We start from the raw sequence: 14,090 nt of genomic DNA, 5'->3' as shown, positions 1-14,090 counted from the left end.
GGGATGTTCGTATCTTCCATCACCCCGCATATAGTTATACGCTCGAAACGTTCAACGACCAGTACTACCACAATCATAGCAACGGGAATTTGGGAGAAGAGATAATGATCATGCTTTTGCCCGTTCTAACGATGCTTGCTGCCTTGGGAAGCGGCATCATGGCTGGCCTTTTCTTCGCATTCTCCAGCTTCATCATGACGGCATTTTCAAAACTTCCGCCCGAACAGGGCATTGCGGCAATGAATTCAATCAACGTGACAATCCTAAATGCTACATTTGGCATGGCCTTCTTCGGTACAGCCCTACTTTGTATTGTGCTGGGCATTGCCAGCATCGTGCTTTGGTCGCAGCCAGGATCTGCGTGGTTGCTCATAGGTAGTTTGCTTTACCTGATCGGCGTCATCGCTATTACCGTAGTGTTTAATGTTCCACTCAATGATGCACTTCAAGCCATCTCACCGGCGAGTCCGGAAGGCACGGCACTGTGGACACGTTATTTTGCAGAGTGGGTGCCATGGAATCATGTACGCACCTTTGCCAGCACAGGATCGTTAATTGCGTTTATTCTGGCCTATGGGAAGCTGAACGCTGTCTAACAAGGTTGCACTCTTTGACAGCCACTCTGCACACCATTATATAAACGCCATCCACGATGGAGTTTTTATGTTCAATCAGTCTGAGTCCCGCTAAAGCCCCGACTTCTTTGAAGTCAGGGGCATGAAAACAGGAGCCCCGAGCCAATTCAAACCGGCTGCGGATGTGTTTCTCATGGGCATTTGCCCGTTTTCCAGGACTCAACAAATGGACATTTCGCGCGATGAACAGCGCATTCTTCACTTGCTCGCTCAAGGCGGTAAAATTCTGCTTGAAAAGGACGAGGACAAAACCATTCGGGATATCATCTGCCTTACACGCGATGGTGCCCGCTATACTGCCTGCGATTTAAGGCTGTTTCGCAAACTGAAGCAAAAAAAGGCCATAGCCTCTTCGGGCGGTGGACCTTATCGGGTAACGCGACGGGGTCTGCAACTGGTCCGGTCGGAACTCGACAATCGCTGAAACTGAGGGCTGGTGGCGGAAAACCGCCGCCAGCCCTCACAGCGTCACGTCTCAGGCTTGATCGGGCATTTTTCAGTGGTTCCCTGTTCTTTTTTCTCTCGAACATGGTGTATTCCCGTTGCAAATTGCTCTAAGAGAACCGCTTAACACACAACGGAACTGATATTGCTCATGGGTCTTTCCAACACTGTTCAGATCACACCGGAACTAATTGCCTCGCACGGGCTGAAGCCGGATGAATATCAACGCATTCTCGATCTGATCGGACGCGAGCCCAGCTTTACAGAGCTTGGTATTTTCTCCGCCATGTGGAACGAGCATTGTTCCTACAAGTCGTCCAAGAAATGGCTTCGTACATTGCCGACCACCGGTCCCCAGGTTATCCAAGGTCCCGGCGAAAATGCTGGCGTCGTAGACATTGGTGACGGCGATTGCGTGGTTTTCAAAATGGAAAGCCATAACCACCCCTCCTATATTGAACCCTATCAAGGCGCTGCAACAGGCGTTGGCGGTATCTTGCGTGATGTATTCACCATGGGTGCCCGCCCGATTGCTGCCATGAATGCATTGCGCTTCGGCGAACCTGCACATCCCAAGACCCGTCATCTTGTATCGGGCGTGGTTGAAGGCGTTGGCGGATACGGCAATTCCTTCGGAGTGCCGACCGTAGGCGGCGAGGTCAATTTCGATGCGCGCTATAATGGCAATATTCTTGTAAACGCTTTTGCTGCCGGTTTGGCCAAAACCGATGCGATTTTCCTGTCGGAAGCCAAGGGTGTTGGCCTTCCTGTCGTTTATCTCGGAGCTAAAACCGGACGCGACGGCGTTGGCGGCGCAACGATGGCTTCTGCCGAATTTGACGAGTCAATCGAAGAGAAGCGCCCTACCGTTCAGGTTGGTGACCCCTTTACTGAAAAGTGTCTGCTGGAAGCGTCACTTGAATTGATGGCTTCGGGCGCTGTTATCGCTATTCAGGACATGGGCGCTGCGGGCCTGACCTGCTCTGCTGTTGAAATGGGCGCCAAGGGCAACCTCGGTATTGAACTCATTCTGGACAAAGTTCCCGTACGTGAAGAGCGTATGACCGCTTATGAGATGATGCTGTCCGAAAGCCAGGAGCGCATGCTTATGGTTTTGCGCCCGGAAAAAGAAGAAGAAGCCCAGGCCATTTTCAAGAAATGGGGACTGGATTTCGCCATCGTAGGGCATACAACCGACGACCTTCGCTTTCGCGTCATTCATCAGGGCGAGGAAGTTGCCAACCTCCCCATCAAGGATCTCGGCGATCAGGCTCCGGAATATGACCGCCCATGGATGGAACCGGGCAAGCACGCTCCGCTGCCTGCTTCAAACGTTCCACAGGTTGAAGATTATAACGCAGCATTATTGCAGATGCTTAATTCGCCAGATTTGTCATCGCGCCGCTGGGTGTACGAGCAATATGACACGCTCATTCAAGGCAACTCACTGCAATTGCCGGGTGGCGATGCTGGCGTGGTTCGCGTCGAAGGTCATCTTACCAAAGCACTCGCATTTTCATCAGACGTCACGCCGCGTTATTGCGAGGCTGATCCATATGAAGGCGGCAAGCAGGCTGTCGCTGAATGCTGGCGCAATCTTACAGCTGTTGGCGCCGAACCTCTCGCCGCCACCGATAATCTCAATTTTGGTAATCCGGAACGACCGGAGATCATGGGCCAGTTGGTTAAAGCTATTGGCGGCATAGGCGACGCTTGCCGTGCGCTCGCCTTCCCGATCGTTTCGGGCAATGTCTCACTCTATAATGAAACAAATGGACAAGCCATTTTGCCAACCCCGACCATTGCTGGCGTCGGACTGATCCCTGATTGGTCCAAGATTGCCAAGATAGGCGGCATGGCAAACGGAAATATCTTGATCCTCATCGGCACAGACGGCAGCCATCTTGGGCAGTCGATTTATTTGCGCGATCTTCATGGTCGCTCAGATGGACCGGCTCCCAATGTCGATCTCGCAGTCGAGAAGAGGAATGGCGATTTCGTCCGCTCCGCAATACGCAATGGCCAGGTTACTGCCTGCCATGACTTATCGGATGGCGGACTTGGCATCGCTCTGGCTGAAATGTGCATGGCCTCTGGCAAAGGTGCATCTGTTTCGGTTGGTGAAGATGCCCCGCATGCCCTGCTCTTTGGTGAGGATCAGGCTCGGTATATTATCGCCGTGCCCGCCGATATGGCAAACTTCGTAACGCTCAATGCTGAGGGCTCGGGCATTCCGTTCCGCAAGCTTGGCGTCGTAGAGGGCAATGCATTGACGATCGGAGAGTTGGTCTCCATATCAGTAGCAGACCTGACAAATGCCCACGAATCGTGGTTCCCTGACTATATGAACGGTCCGGCGAACCAAAAAGATCAGGCCGCCTGAGGAGAACGACACATGGCAATGGACGCGCGTGATATCGAAAAAATGATTCAAGATGCCATTCCCGATGCGAAGATTACCATCCGCGATCTGGCGGGTGACGGAGACCACTATGCTGCTGAGGTTGTCGCTGAGAGCTTTCGGGGCAAGTCACGAGTTCAGCAGCACCAGATGGTCTATGATGCATTGAAGGGCAATATGGGCGGTGTGCTGCATGCCCTCGCCCTGCAGACCAGCGCACCGGAATAAACCAATTCGGGAACACCGAGCCTTGTTTTGCCAGAATTGAAGCGCTATTTGTTAGGAAAGTTCAATTTTGACCAGCGATGACGATTCGTCGTGTTTGGTAGGAAGGTTTGCCGAAATGAGCGGTATTAGCGAATTTATCGATAACGAAGTGAAGAGCAACGATGTTGTTCTGTTCATGAAGGGCACCCCAGGGTTTCCCCAGTGCGGCTTTTCCGGTCAGGTTGTGCAGATACTTGATTATGTTGGCGTGGATTATAAAGGCGTGAATATACTGACCTCCGACGAATTGCGTCAGGGCATCAAGGAATATTCTAATTGGCCAACCATCCCGCAACTTTACGTTAAGGGCGAGTTTGTTGGCGGCTGTGATATTATCCGCGAAATGTTTCAGGCTGGCGAACTGCAATCCCTCTTTAGCGAAAAAGGTGTTGCCACCAAGGCAGCCTGATTACGCAAATAAATCAGTCAGTTCCGCGGTTTAGTGGAATTATATTCTAAAGGCGTCGGATATACCGACGCCTTTGTCGTTGTTTCAGGTTCTGTAGGAATTCAAGAGGTGACAGCACCATGGTGTGTTTTGAGCGGTTAATGAAATGAGCGTCAGGCCCGTTAACCGATTGCAAGAGCGACCCGGCGGTCATCGCTCGGGCATTTTATAGATGATGTTTGCAGGTTCGAAAATGAAAACCCCCTCTACAGGATTAACTCCTAAACTTGGCGCAATGACCAAGATTGAGTTTATCGCAATGATGGCAGCGCTCATGGCGCTTAATGCCCTTGCAATTGATATTATGCTGCCAGGATTGCAGGAAATCGGTGCCAGCCTTGGCGTTGCCAGCGAAAATCATCGTCAATATGTAATTTCGGCCTATCTCATGGGCTTCGCGGTTTCGCAATTATTCTATGGTCCAATTTCTGATCGTTTTGGTCGCCGCAAACCTATGTTCGTTGGTTTGGTGATTTACATTCTGTCCGCGCTAGCGTGCGTATTTGTGCCGAGTTTCGCCTCCTTGCTATTTTTTCGCTTGCTTCAAGGCATCGGATCGGCAGCCACACGCGTCATCACGATTTCGATCGTTCGTGACGTTTATGGCGGCCGGATGATGGCAGAAGTCATGTCTCTCATCATGATGGTGTTTATGGTGGTTCCAGTCATCGCCCCGGGCACGGGGCAAGCAGTCATGCTGTTTGGAAACTGGCATCTCATCTTCATTTTCATGGCAATTATCGCAGCTGCCGTGATGTGCTGGTTCTATATCCGTCTCCCAGAAACACTTGATCCAGCCGACGTGCGGCCGTTTACATTGCGATCGGTCAGCCGGGGCTTCATCATCGTTCTGACGAACCGTGTGGCTCTTTGCTATACACTAGCGAGCGCATTCATTTTCGGCGCTCTTTTCGGCTTCATCAATTCTGCCCAGCAAATTTACGTCGGCATTTATGAACTCGGCGTATGGTTCCCGGTAGCGTTTGCGGGTGTCGCTGTAACTATGGCATTCTCGTCATTCGTCAATTCGCGTTTCGTCGGTCGTTTTGGCATGCGCCGCCTCTCTCACGGAGCGCTCCTGGCCTTTCTGACGGTCAACGGCCTCTGGCTGCTGGTTACATTGTTTGGACCACACCCAACGCCGTTTGTGCTCTATTTCCTGTTTTTCGCTGTGGCCATGTTCCAGTTCGGCTGGATCGGTTCCAACTTCAATTCGCTTGCCATGGAACCGCTGGGGCATGTAGCGGGCACAGCTTCATCGGTCCTTGGCTTTATGGGAACAGCCGGTGGCGGCGCAATTGGCGCATTGATTGGACAGGCTTTCGATGGCACGACAACGCCGCTGGTAGCAGGCTTCTTCGTGCTTTCATTAATCGGGCTGGTGTTTGTTCTCATTGCCGAGCGGGGCAAATTATTCAAGCCACACAATCAACCCGTTTAAGGTCTTAGCAAACCCGGGCATGTTCATTCGCCGGGGTTTGCCTTCGGTGACAGTCCTGTAAAATCGAAAATCTTGCGGTCCAGCAGATGGCTTGGACGTGTGTTGGCAAGGGCGCGAATCATAATCTCCTTGCGCCCTGGCATGCGTTTTTCAATGTCGGAAAGCATTGCCTTCATCATGTTTCGCTGAAGTCCGTCCTGACTTCCGCACAGGTCGCAAGGTATGATGGGAAATTGCATCGCCTGTGCAAATTTTTCCAGATCGTCCTCAGCACAATAGCTTAAAGGCCGAAGCAGCATCAGATCACCATCATCATTCAATAATTTCGGAGGCATTGCCGCGAGCCTGCCACCGTGGAAGAGATTCATTAAAAACGTTTCGAGAATGTCTTCCCGATGATGCCCGAGAACCAATGCAGAACAACCTTCCTCCCGCGCTACCCGATAAAGATGGCCACGCCGCAACCGTGAACACAGCGAGCAATAGGTCTGGTTTTCGGCAACCTTTTCTGTGACGATTGAATAGGTGTCTTTATATTCAATACGATGTTGAATTCCGTTTCGTGTCAGAAAATCCGGCAAAATATGTTTCGGAAAATTGGGCTGGCCCTGATCCAGATTGCAAGCAACAAGCTCGACCGGCAGCAGCCCGCGCCACTTCAAATCAAGCAACAGTGCTAGAAGCCCATAGGAATCCTTACCGCCCGAAAGCCCAACAAGCCAACGTTCGCCTGGATTGATCATGGCAAAATCTTCAAGTGCCTGTCGTGTATTGCGCAGCAGACGCTTGCGCAATTTGTTGAACTCAACTCCGGGCGGCGCATTTAGAAACATAGGATGACAGCCGGAATCTTGGGCAATATTCAGATCATGAACAGTCATGGGAACACCTCATTTCATCTTCATTGCCCATAAATGCAGGCGGATACAGACCTTGTTATTGTCCGAATACCGACCAGCCGGTCCGTTGTGCCAAAAGTTCTAGCGCTGCCGAACCCAACTGCGAATTGCCGTTTTCGTTCAACCCCGGAGACCATACTGCTATCGAAGCCTTACCGGGTGCAATGGCCAGAATTCCTCCACCAACGCCACTCTTGCCGGGAAGACCTACGCGATAAGCAAAATCGCCAGAACCATCATAATGACCACACATGAGCATCAGAGCATTGATCCGGCGTGCGCGGCTGGGGGAAACCACACTTCCACCACTCAAAGGATTGCGACCAGCCGACGCAAGATAGAGTCCGGCATGGGCAAGTTGGTGGCAAGACATCGCCACCGCGCAGTGATGGAAATAAACGCCGAGCACGTGCTCGGCGGGGTGATTGAGATTGCCGAACGATCTCATAAAATTTGCGAGCGCAACATTGCGATACCCGGTATTTGTCTCCGAACGCGCGACATTGTGATCAATCGCTATTGTATCATCGTCGGCCAACTGACGAATAAATTGCACGATCTCGCCGATGGCCTCTTTAGGCACATGCCCCGCCAAAACTACATCTGCCACCGCAATTGCGCCAGCATTGATGAAGGGATTACGCGGCTTTCCCTTTTCTTGCTCAAGCTGCACAATGGAATTAAACGAATTGCCTGATGGCTCACGGCCAACTCTTTTCCACAGCCCATCGCCAATCTTGCCGAGCGCCAAAGTGAGCGTGAAAACCTTTGAGATACTCTGGATCGAAAAGGCTGTAGCCGCATCGCCGGCAGAGTAGAGTTTTCCATCGGTCGTGACCAAAGCTATGCCAAACTGCCTTGGGTCCACTGTCGCCAACTCGGGAATATAATCAGCAAGCTTGCCTTCCCCGATCCTGTCTGAAAGATCGTGATAAACACTATCAACAATGGATTTTAGGTCAGTCATTCCCGCATCCTCTATGATTCTGGAACAAAAAAGCCGCCAGGATTGCTCCAGGCGGCTTCTTCAAAAACTTCAAAACCCGATTAACGCGAATAGAATTCGACGACCAGATTTGGTTCCATCTGTACAGCATATGGCACATCGGAGAAGGCCGGAACGCGATTGTACTTGGCAACCATCTTGGTGTGATCAACTTCGATGTATTCTGGAACATCACGCTCAGCGAGCTGAACGGCCTCCAAAACAATCACAAGCTGCTTTGACTTTTCACGAACTTCAATCACATCACCCGCCTTGCAGATGTAGGACTGGATGTTGGTGCGACGGCCATTAACATTTACGTGGCCGTGGTTGACGAACTGACGCGCTGCGAAGATCGTTGGAACGAACTTTGCGCGGTACACAATCGCATCCAGACGCGACTCAAGCAGACCAATGAGCTGCTCACCAGTATCGCCCTTGCGACGTGATGCTTCTTCATAGGTCTTGCGGAACTGCTTTTCCGAAATGTCGCCGTAGAAGCCTTTGAGCTTCTGCTTTGCGCGCAGCTGAACACCGAAGTCGGACAGCTTGCTCTTGCGGCGCTGACCGTGCTGGCCTGGGCCATATTCACGACGATTTACAGGGGACTTCGGGCGGCCCCAGATGTTTTCGCCAAGACGGCGGTCAATTTTATATTTGGACGATTCGCGCTTGCTCATCGCATTTCCTTTCAACAAAACCAAACCAAGACTAAATACCCTGGTTCAAGGAAACGCGCCCTCCTCTGCCTTCCGTTTTCGAAGACTGACAGAGCGACCCACGCACGCTTTGCGAGATCACCCACGGGACACGTCAAATGAAACGCAGAGCTGTTAGGCCCTGCGCTGTTGTGGCTTCTAGTGCGAAGGTCTTAACATGTCAAGCGCAGGCGATGTTTCAGCGACTCATATAAATTGAAACCGATATTGGTATTCGCACGTTAGGATAGACGCTCAAACAGGAGTAGAGCCGATAATGACCCTATTCTCGCGTCCAACGCGTTTTCATCTATTCATCCTTTTATCTCTTGCAGCATCCGTTTCAAGCCTGACATTGGGGAGTTTCACCAGCGATGCGGATGCGCGATCCCGGCGCAACCACCAAACCAGAATCGCGAAGCCTGCCTTGCCTATTATTCCCCCGCTTCCGCTGGATAATCCGCGAGCAACCGTCGCGCCGGAGCAAAAGGCTGAAACGCCCGTACCGGACCAAAAACCGGCGATGGAAGCTGAACCTGCAGCAAAACCTGATGAAAAGCCAATTATTGCGCCCAAGGCGGAGCAACAAGGTCCTAAACCGGATCAGACAGAAGACAACAAGAAGCCGGACGAAGCCACTGAAACAAATGACGCCGCAACTTCACCGGATCGGATTTACCAAAATGCGTGCCCCGCAATTATGAATGGCGATATCCAAGGCGAATTGATACCTCCCCTTTCGGAAGGGGCTTGCGGCGAGCGTTCACCATTGAAGGTGACGGCGATTGGCAAAGACAATCCCGTGAAATTTGCCGCGCCAATCATAACGAATTGCGCAATGGCTGGATCGTTGGCCAATTGGGTTGTCGAAATTCAAAAAGAGGCACAGAAAAACTTCGGTGCCGAGATAGAAAGCATTGCGACCGGTTCCGACTATCAGTGCCGAAAGGTCAATAATGGTCATAAGGGACGCGTTTCAGAGCATGCCTTTGCCAATGCGTTGGACATTATCTCGTTCAAGTTCAAGAACGGAAAAACGACAGAACTCGGATCAGGCTGGAAAGGCAAACCGGAAGAGCAGGCGTTTTGGTCATCACTGCACAAGCTTAGCTGCGAGCGATTCATGACGGTTATCGGCCCGGACGGGGACGCCGCACATCAGGGTAACCTGCATCTTGATCAAGGGTGCCACGGAAAGAGCTGCGAGGCGCGCATCTGCCAGTAATGCGCGCTCGCAGGGATCAATGCTTGGTTTTCTTCTTGGGCAGATCCTTGCGATCAGTTTCAGCGAACTCCTCGAGCTGTTTCTCGCTCATGGACTCATACATGCCCTTTGATGCGCCTTTGAGCTCGCTCTTCTTGGTGTCGCCTCGTTTTGCTGAAAGCGCTGCACCTGCTGCTTTCTGTTGAGCCTGGGATTTTGCCGGCATTTTCGTTCTCCCTTTAAACATTCCTTGAGGTGGAGAAACGCAATGCACTTGGGAGGGTTCCGTTATTCTGACTTTGCCGCATCAAACTCAGCGCGCGCCTTTCGCAGGTGATCGCGATTGGTCACCGCCCATTCACCCAAGGCTCCCACTGGCACCGCTATTGAATGTCCAATATCCGTGAGTGCGTAAGTGACTTCCGGAGGAGATGTCGGCTTTACGGTGCGCAACACAAGTCCGTCGCGTTCCAGCGAACGCAGGGTCACGGTCAGCATACGTTGCGAAATGCCTTGGATCATACGTCGCAATACATTGAAGCGCCGTGGTCCGGACTGCAGATTGATGATCGTCAAAAGACTCCAGGAATCACCGACAAGATCAAGCACCTCACGCATGGGGCACAAACCACCCTCTTCCGCCTTCATAGCGGGCATTGATTCGAGCAAGGGGACGTTTCGACTGGTATTTGCGTGTATCGTCATAGCTTCATCACCAAATTTGGATATCACCCGGGCGGTTACCTAGGTGTGCCTTAAAACGGAAAAAGTGCGTTCTTTTCAGACCCACGCATCTAGCATAGATAGTTATTGTTAGTAACCAGAAAACGATGCGTACCTGCATCAAGGAGCATATGATGAAAATTGCATTGATCGGTGCCACCGGTTTTGTCGGCCAGGAAATTTTGAAAGAGGCCATTTCTCGCGGAGACAGCGTTACTGCTTTGGTGCGCAATCCCGCAAAGGTTGAAAAATTGGATGGCGTGACCGCCATCGAGGCGGATGCCTTGGATACAGCAGCTTTATCGGAGAAGCTCAAAGGGCATGACATCGTGGTTTCTGCTTATAATCCAGGCTGGACAGATCCAAACATTCAGGCTGTCCACATCAAAGCAAGCAAATCAATTACCGAAGCGACCAAATCGGCAGGCATAAAACGTCTGATCGTCATTGGCGGCGCAGGAAGCCTGTATGCTGAGGACGGCACACAATTCGTAGACGGCGAACATTTTCCCGCGGAGTATAAGGAAGGTGCACTTGGCGCACGTCAGGCACTGAATGATCTTCGCACTGAAACCGAACTTGACTGGAGCTTCGTTTCACCCCCGTTCCATCTCGTACCTGGTCCTCGCACCGGAAAATACCGTCTGGGTAAGGAAAACCCGGTTTTTGACGCTGAAGGTAAAAGTGCAATCAGCGCAAGCGATCTTGCAGTTGCGATTGTCGATGAAGTTCATAGTCCAAAGCACAAGCAGCAACGTTTTACCGCGGCTTACTAATTTTTTAGCTGCCCCACTTCACCTTGGGGCAGCTAAAAATCTTCGGGTTCAGGAATACGCCCGAATGCAATTTTTGAGCCTATATAATCACCGGGGCCCTGAGTGGATCCCAGGCTGAGCGCTTTCGACCCGTGGCGGACACGAATCTTGTCTATCAAATCAGAAACGCTTTCCCACTGAGCCCGTTGTTTCACGCTCTCGCCCGTATCGAACAAATCGTGAGTGCCTTCTTGTTCGGCCGAAAGGTCGTGAAGAACGACAGTGACCGAGCTTATATTTCGCATTTCCCCTGCCTCAACCATTTTTTGGTGCAGATTGTTCAGGCAATCCAAAAAACTGCGATCATCACGCGCGGGTCGAAATTGTCCCTCCAGCGTCACGCGGTTATCGCGTCTGACGCCAACCGTATAGCTCATTGCTGCCGCTCGATAATGGGAACGACGCAAACGCCGCGCCGCGCTCAACGTCAGCAGCCTTGCGCATTGCAGTACCTTTTCAGGCGCCCTCCAATCGGCAGGCAAGTTGCGACCATGTCCGAACATGCGTTTTACGGTCTCCGGCTTTTCAATCGCATAACCGTGCAGCGCTGAAACAAACCGCTCACCTTCAACGCTGTTCCAGATAGCCCGAGCGTGCTTGGGTGCAAGGCTCCACAAACCTTTGATGTCAACGATCCCGGCTTGGTCCAACCTCGCCTCCATACCCTTGGAGATACCAGGCAGGTCGCGCAACTCCAGATCAAACAGCCTGCCTGGCAGGTCTTCGTGATCAAGCAAGACAAATCCATCCGGCTTATCCATCTCCGCTGCAATCTTTGCCAAAAGCTCGTTGAGAGAGATGCCTATCGAGCAGGTAAGAACTGGCCCAATTTCATCGCGCAGCACGCGTTTTATTCTCACTGCAAGAGCTTGCGCTTGGCGTGCCTCGGACTCCAGCAAATGGCAGGCGACCTCATCAATTGAACGCACCGCAGCAATTGGAACACATCTTTCGATTGTTTCCAGAATGCGGTTATGCAGCTTTACATAGACATCCGGTCTCGCTGACACAAACACGATATCCGGGCATTTCTCGCGTGCTTCCCGCACCGATGTACCCGTCTTGATGCCATAGGGTTTGGCTTGGCGACTAGCAGCAATAACACTTGTGTGCGGGGAGTCCAGCGGCACTACGGCGACGGGCCTGTCCCGCAGCGCAGAATTCAACTGTTGTTCAGCGCTGGCAAAAAAGCTGTCAAAATCCAGATAAAGCTTCTCAGCATGTGTCGGCTTGCGCATTTTCAATGTTCCCACATGAGAACAAAAACAGAACATAGTTACCCTGCAAATGCAAGCACAATATTGACTCAGACAGCCTTTGCCGCATCAAGAATGCGAAATTGTGTTGTCGTTGAGCCGTTCCAATGATTAAGAGCCAGATTGCCTGCGACATGCAAAGATTGACCTAATTGCCTGAAAAGGAAGTCGCCGAGGTCACTTCCCACCGCACGAAAGGCAATTGCATTGATACGCTTACCGTCTGCACCAGCAAGCGTCACCTTGATGTGGTTGATGCCGACTGACCGAGCGTCAATCAGCCTGTGATGGGGAAGGACAAGAACCGGTTGGGGATGACCCGACCCAAACGGACCAGCTTTTTCCATCGTTTCGTAAAGGGGTACGGTCGCACCTGCAGCGCTCAAAGCTCCGTCAATTGCCAGTGAGGCATTTCCACGCAATTGTCCCACCATCTCTGCGGATTGCTCTTCGAAAAATGCGCGCAAAGCACCCATTTTCCCACGTTCAACGGTAATTCCGGCAGCCATTGCATGGCCGCCACCCTTAACCAACAGACCCTGCTCTACCGCGCCTCTGACAAGCTTCCCCAAATCAAAGCCGTTAATAGACCTCCCGGAGCCGCTGCCGGTTCCGTTTGCGTTGAACGCGATGGCAAAAGCAGGCCGACGTGCTCGCTCCTTTAATCGCGCGGCGATCAACCCGACGATACCGGGATGCCAGTCGTCATTGGCTGTAATGAGAATAGCCGGACCAGATGAGGAGGAAAGCTCGGCCATAGCCTCGGCTTCTGCCTGTTCAAGCATGATCGTTTCCATCGCCTGACGCTCTTGATTAAGCCGATCAAGCTCCTGCGCAATGCGCATGGCTTCATCCGGGTCGTCGAGCGTTAAAAGGCGCGCGCCGAGACCTGCATCGCCGATCCGCCCACCGGCATTGATTCGCGGACCGATCAGATAAGCAAAGTGAAACGCATTAAGCGGCTCTCCAATCCGCGAGACGCGCGCCAATGCCGCAAGTCCGACATTCTGCTGAGTGCGCGCGACAAGGAGCCCCTTCACCACAAAAGCACGGTTCAATTCTTTTAATGGGACAACGTCGCAGATCGTGGCCAAAGCAACGAGATCGAGTAAAGACAGCAGATCTGGTGGATTGATATTAAGTTTTACCCCCTGCTCCCGCAGGATTCGCGAGGTTTGCACCAACGTCAGAAAAACTACGCCCGCAGCGCAGAGATGTCCCTGGCCGGACAAATCGTCCTCACGGTTGGGATTAACGATAGCGAGTGCGGCCTCGGGCAGATTACCACCCACTTGATGGTGATCCAGAACGACAACGTCGGCACCAGCGGCTTTGGCCGCATCAATTGCGGCGGCACTATTTGTTCCGCAATCAACTGTGACTATCAGCGAGGCTTGTTTTGCCAATTCCTGCATAGCAGCGGGGTTTGGGCCATAGCCCTCAAATATCCTGTCTGGAATGTAGATTTGATTTGCGATGCCATAATGGGCGAGAAAGCGCGATAGAATGGCTGAAGAACAAGCGCCATCAACGTCATAATCGCCGAAAATAGCAACTGTCTCACGAGCAATAATAGCTTTGGCGATGCGCGCTGCTGCCGGTGCCATATCCGTCAACGACGTCGGGTCTGGCATCAAACTTTTCAGAGTCGGCTCCATAAAAGCCGCCGCGTCATCCAAACCAACGCCCCTCCCAGCCAGGACGCGAGTGACGATATCGGGGAAGCCATGATTTTGCGCCATGGCCAGCGCAATATTTGCCTCGCGCTGGCCGAGTCGATCGACCCACTTCAGACCGGTTGCCGATTGTCCAACGCCGAGAAAAAGCCGTTCAGATGTCATCTGAGCGTTCAATCACTCGGCGGCCCGGAATGC

Annotated in this window: 15 protein-coding genes; 8 read left to right on the top strand and 7 right to left on the bottom strand. The window is 52.2% G+C overall.

Annotated elements, in window-relative coordinates:
• Positions 1-104: 104 nt before the first annotated feature.
• The 6 genes from AC6CHM_RS01760 (at position 105) to AC6CHM_RS01735 (ending at position 5,636) form a co-directional block, all read left to right on the top strand.
• Positions 105-596 carry an anthrone oxygenase family protein gene (locus AC6CHM_RS01760; protein ID WP_336441860.1) on the top strand — a complete coding sequence of 164 codons (492 nt, stop codon included), beginning with the start codon at positions 105-107 and terminating at the stop codon, positions 594-596.
• A gap of 205 nt (positions 597-801) precedes the next feature.
• Positions 802-1,059, top strand: a complete 258-nt coding sequence (locus AC6CHM_RS01755) for a YjhX family toxin (RefSeq protein WP_354344664.1) — start codon at positions 802-804, stop codon at positions 1,057-1,059.
• Between the two features lie 171 nt (positions 1,060-1,230).
• A complete protein-coding gene (purL, locus tag AC6CHM_RS01750; RefSeq protein WP_354344666.1) occupies positions 1,231-3,462 on the top strand; it encodes a phosphoribosylformylglycinamidine synthase subunit PurL in 2,232 nt (743 codons plus the stop codon).
• A 12-nt stretch (positions 3,463-3,474) separates the two neighbouring features.
• On the top strand, positions 3,475-3,708 hold the full coding sequence (locus AC6CHM_RS01745; RefSeq protein ID WP_008120822.1) for a BolA/IbaG family iron-sulfur metabolism protein: 234 nt from the start codon (positions 3,475-3,477) through the stop codon (positions 3,706-3,708).
• A gap of 115 nt (positions 3,709-3,823) precedes the next feature.
• Positions 3,824-4,156 carry a Grx4 family monothiol glutaredoxin gene (grxD, locus tag AC6CHM_RS01740; RefSeq protein WP_115051668.1) on the top strand — a complete coding sequence of 111 codons (333 nt, stop codon included), beginning with the start codon at positions 3,824-3,826 and terminating at the stop codon, positions 4,154-4,156.
• A gap of 274 nt (positions 4,157-4,430) precedes the next feature.
• Positions 4,431-5,636, top strand: a complete 1,206-nt coding sequence (locus AC6CHM_RS01735; protein ID WP_337353951.1) for a multidrug effflux MFS transporter — start codon at positions 4,431-4,433, stop codon at positions 5,634-5,636.
• Positions 5,637-5,659: 23 nt separating this feature from the next.
• Here AC6CHM_RS01735 and ttcA read toward each other — a convergent pair whose 3' ends face one another.
• From ttcA to rpsD, 3 genes are all read right to left on the bottom strand, one after another.
• A complete protein-coding gene (gene ttcA, locus AC6CHM_RS01730) occupies positions 5,660-6,517 on the bottom strand; it encodes a tRNA 2-thiocytidine(32) synthetase TtcA (RefSeq protein WP_498171781.1) in 858 nt (285 codons plus the stop codon).
• A 55-nt stretch (positions 6,518-6,572) separates the two neighbouring features.
• Entirely contained in the window at positions 6,573-7,502 is a 930-nt protein-coding gene (locus AC6CHM_RS01725) for a glutaminase (protein WP_115051670.1), read from the bottom strand.
• An 80-nt stretch (positions 7,503-7,582) separates the two neighbouring features.
• A complete protein-coding gene (gene rpsD / locus AC6CHM_RS01720) occupies positions 7,583-8,200 on the bottom strand; it encodes a 30S ribosomal protein S4 (protein ID WP_008120815.1) in 618 nt (205 codons plus the stop codon).
• 295 nt (positions 8,201-8,495) lie between these two features.
• Here rpsD and AC6CHM_RS01715 point away from each other — a divergent pair, with 295 nt between their 5' ends.
• The gene (locus AC6CHM_RS01715) at positions 8,496-9,443 is read left to right on the top strand and encodes an extensin-like domain-containing protein (protein ID WP_498171780.1); all 948 of its coding nucleotides are present in this window, start codon (positions 8,496-8,498) and stop codon (positions 9,441-9,443) included.
• 16 nt (positions 9,444-9,459) lie between these two features.
• On the opposite strand, the gene AC6CHM_RS01710 is transcribed toward AC6CHM_RS01715, so the two are convergent.
• Complete coding sequence (locus AC6CHM_RS01710) at positions 9,460-9,648, bottom strand: DUF3008 family protein (protein ID WP_115051672.1); 189 nt, start codon at positions 9,646-9,648, stop codon at positions 9,460-9,462.
• Positions 9,649-9,710: 62 nt separating this feature from the next.
• On the bottom strand, positions 9,711-10,127 hold the full coding sequence (locus tag AC6CHM_RS01705; protein ID WP_115051673.1) for a winged helix-turn-helix transcriptional regulator: 417 nt from the start codon (positions 10,125-10,127) through the stop codon (positions 9,711-9,713).
• A gap of 149 nt (positions 10,128-10,276) precedes the next feature.
• Here AC6CHM_RS01705 and AC6CHM_RS01700 point away from each other — a divergent pair, with 149 nt between their 5' ends.
• Positions 10,277-10,921 (top strand): NAD(P)-dependent oxidoreductase, encoded by a 645-nt coding sequence (locus tag AC6CHM_RS01700; RefSeq protein WP_498171779.1) that lies wholly within the window; start codon positions 10,277-10,279, stop codon positions 10,919-10,921.
• Positions 10,922-10,953: 32 nt separating this feature from the next.
• Here the strand turns inward: AC6CHM_RS01700 and AC6CHM_RS01695 are convergent, their stop codons facing one another.
• Positions 10,954-12,198: a Y-family DNA polymerase gene (locus tag AC6CHM_RS01695; RefSeq protein ID WP_115051675.1), complete on the bottom strand. Its 1,245-nt coding sequence runs from the start codon at positions 12,196-12,198 to the stop codon at positions 10,954-10,956.
• Between the two features lie 68 nt (positions 12,199-12,266).
• Positions 12,267-14,057, bottom strand: coding sequence for a single-stranded-DNA-specific exonuclease RecJ (gene recJ, locus AC6CHM_RS01690; protein WP_498171778.1), 1,791 nt, complete (start codon positions 14,055-14,057; stop codon positions 12,267-12,269).
• Positions 14,058-14,090 lie beyond the last annotated feature (33 nt).

This window comes from Phyllobacterium sp. GQ127, assembly GCF_059758635.1.
This window is presented reverse-complemented; position numbering and strand designations above follow the sequence as displayed.

What these genes read in the sequence shown, in the direction of transcription:
- rpsD (WP_008120815.1), bottom strand. Translation starts at nt 8,200, where the DNA reads ATGAGCAAGCGCGAATCGTCCAAATATAAAATTGACCGCCGTCTTGGC.
- purL (WP_354344666.1), top strand. Translation starts at nt 1,231, where the DNA reads ATGGGTCTTTCCAACACTGTTCAGATCACACCGGAACTAATTGCCTCG.
- AC6CHM_RS01700 (WP_498171779.1), top strand. Translation starts at nt 10,277, where the DNA reads ATGATGAAAATTGCATTGATCGGTGCCACCGGTTTTGTCGGCCAGGAA.
- AC6CHM_RS01725 (WP_115051670.1), bottom strand. Translation starts at nt 7,502, where the DNA reads ATGACTGACCTAAAATCCATTGTTGATAGTGTTTATCACGATCTTTCA.
- AC6CHM_RS01710 (WP_115051672.1), bottom strand. Translation starts at nt 9,648, where the DNA reads ATGCCGGCAAAATCCCAGGCTCAACAGAAAGCAGCAGGTGCAGCGCTT.
- recJ (WP_498171778.1), bottom strand. Translation starts at nt 14,057, where the DNA reads ATGACATCTGAACGGCTTTTTCTCGGCGTTGGACAATCGGCAACCGGT.
- grxD (WP_115051668.1), top strand. Translation starts at nt 3,824, where the DNA reads ATGAGCGGTATTAGCGAATTTATCGATAACGAAGTGAAGAGCAACGAT.
- ttcA (WP_498171781.1), bottom strand. Translation starts at nt 6,517, where the DNA reads ATGACTGTTCATGATCTGAATATTGCCCAAGATTCCGGCTGTCATCCT.
- AC6CHM_RS01705 (WP_115051673.1), bottom strand. Translation starts at nt 10,127, where the DNA reads ATGACGATACACGCAAATACCAGTCGAAACGTCCCCTTGCTCGAATCA.
- AC6CHM_RS01735 (WP_337353951.1), top strand. Translation starts at nt 4,431, where the DNA reads ATGACCAAGATTGAGTTTATCGCAATGATGGCAGCGCTCATGGCGCTT.
- AC6CHM_RS01695 (WP_115051675.1), bottom strand. Translation starts at nt 12,198, where the DNA reads ATGCGCAAGCCGACACATGCTGAGAAGCTTTATCTGGATTTTGACAGC.
- AC6CHM_RS01715 (WP_498171780.1), top strand. Translation starts at nt 8,496, where the DNA reads ATGACCCTATTCTCGCGTCCAACGCGTTTTCATCTATTCATCCTTTTA.
- AC6CHM_RS01760 (WP_336441860.1), top strand. Translation starts at nt 105, where the DNA reads ATGATCATGCTTTTGCCCGTTCTAACGATGCTTGCTGCCTTGGGAAGC.
- AC6CHM_RS01745 (WP_008120822.1), top strand. Translation starts at nt 3,475, where the DNA reads ATGGCAATGGACGCGCGTGATATCGAAAAAATGATTCAAGATGCCATT.
- AC6CHM_RS01755 (WP_354344664.1), top strand. Translation starts at nt 802, where the DNA reads ATGGACATTTCGCGCGATGAACAGCGCATTCTTCACTTGCTCGCTCAA.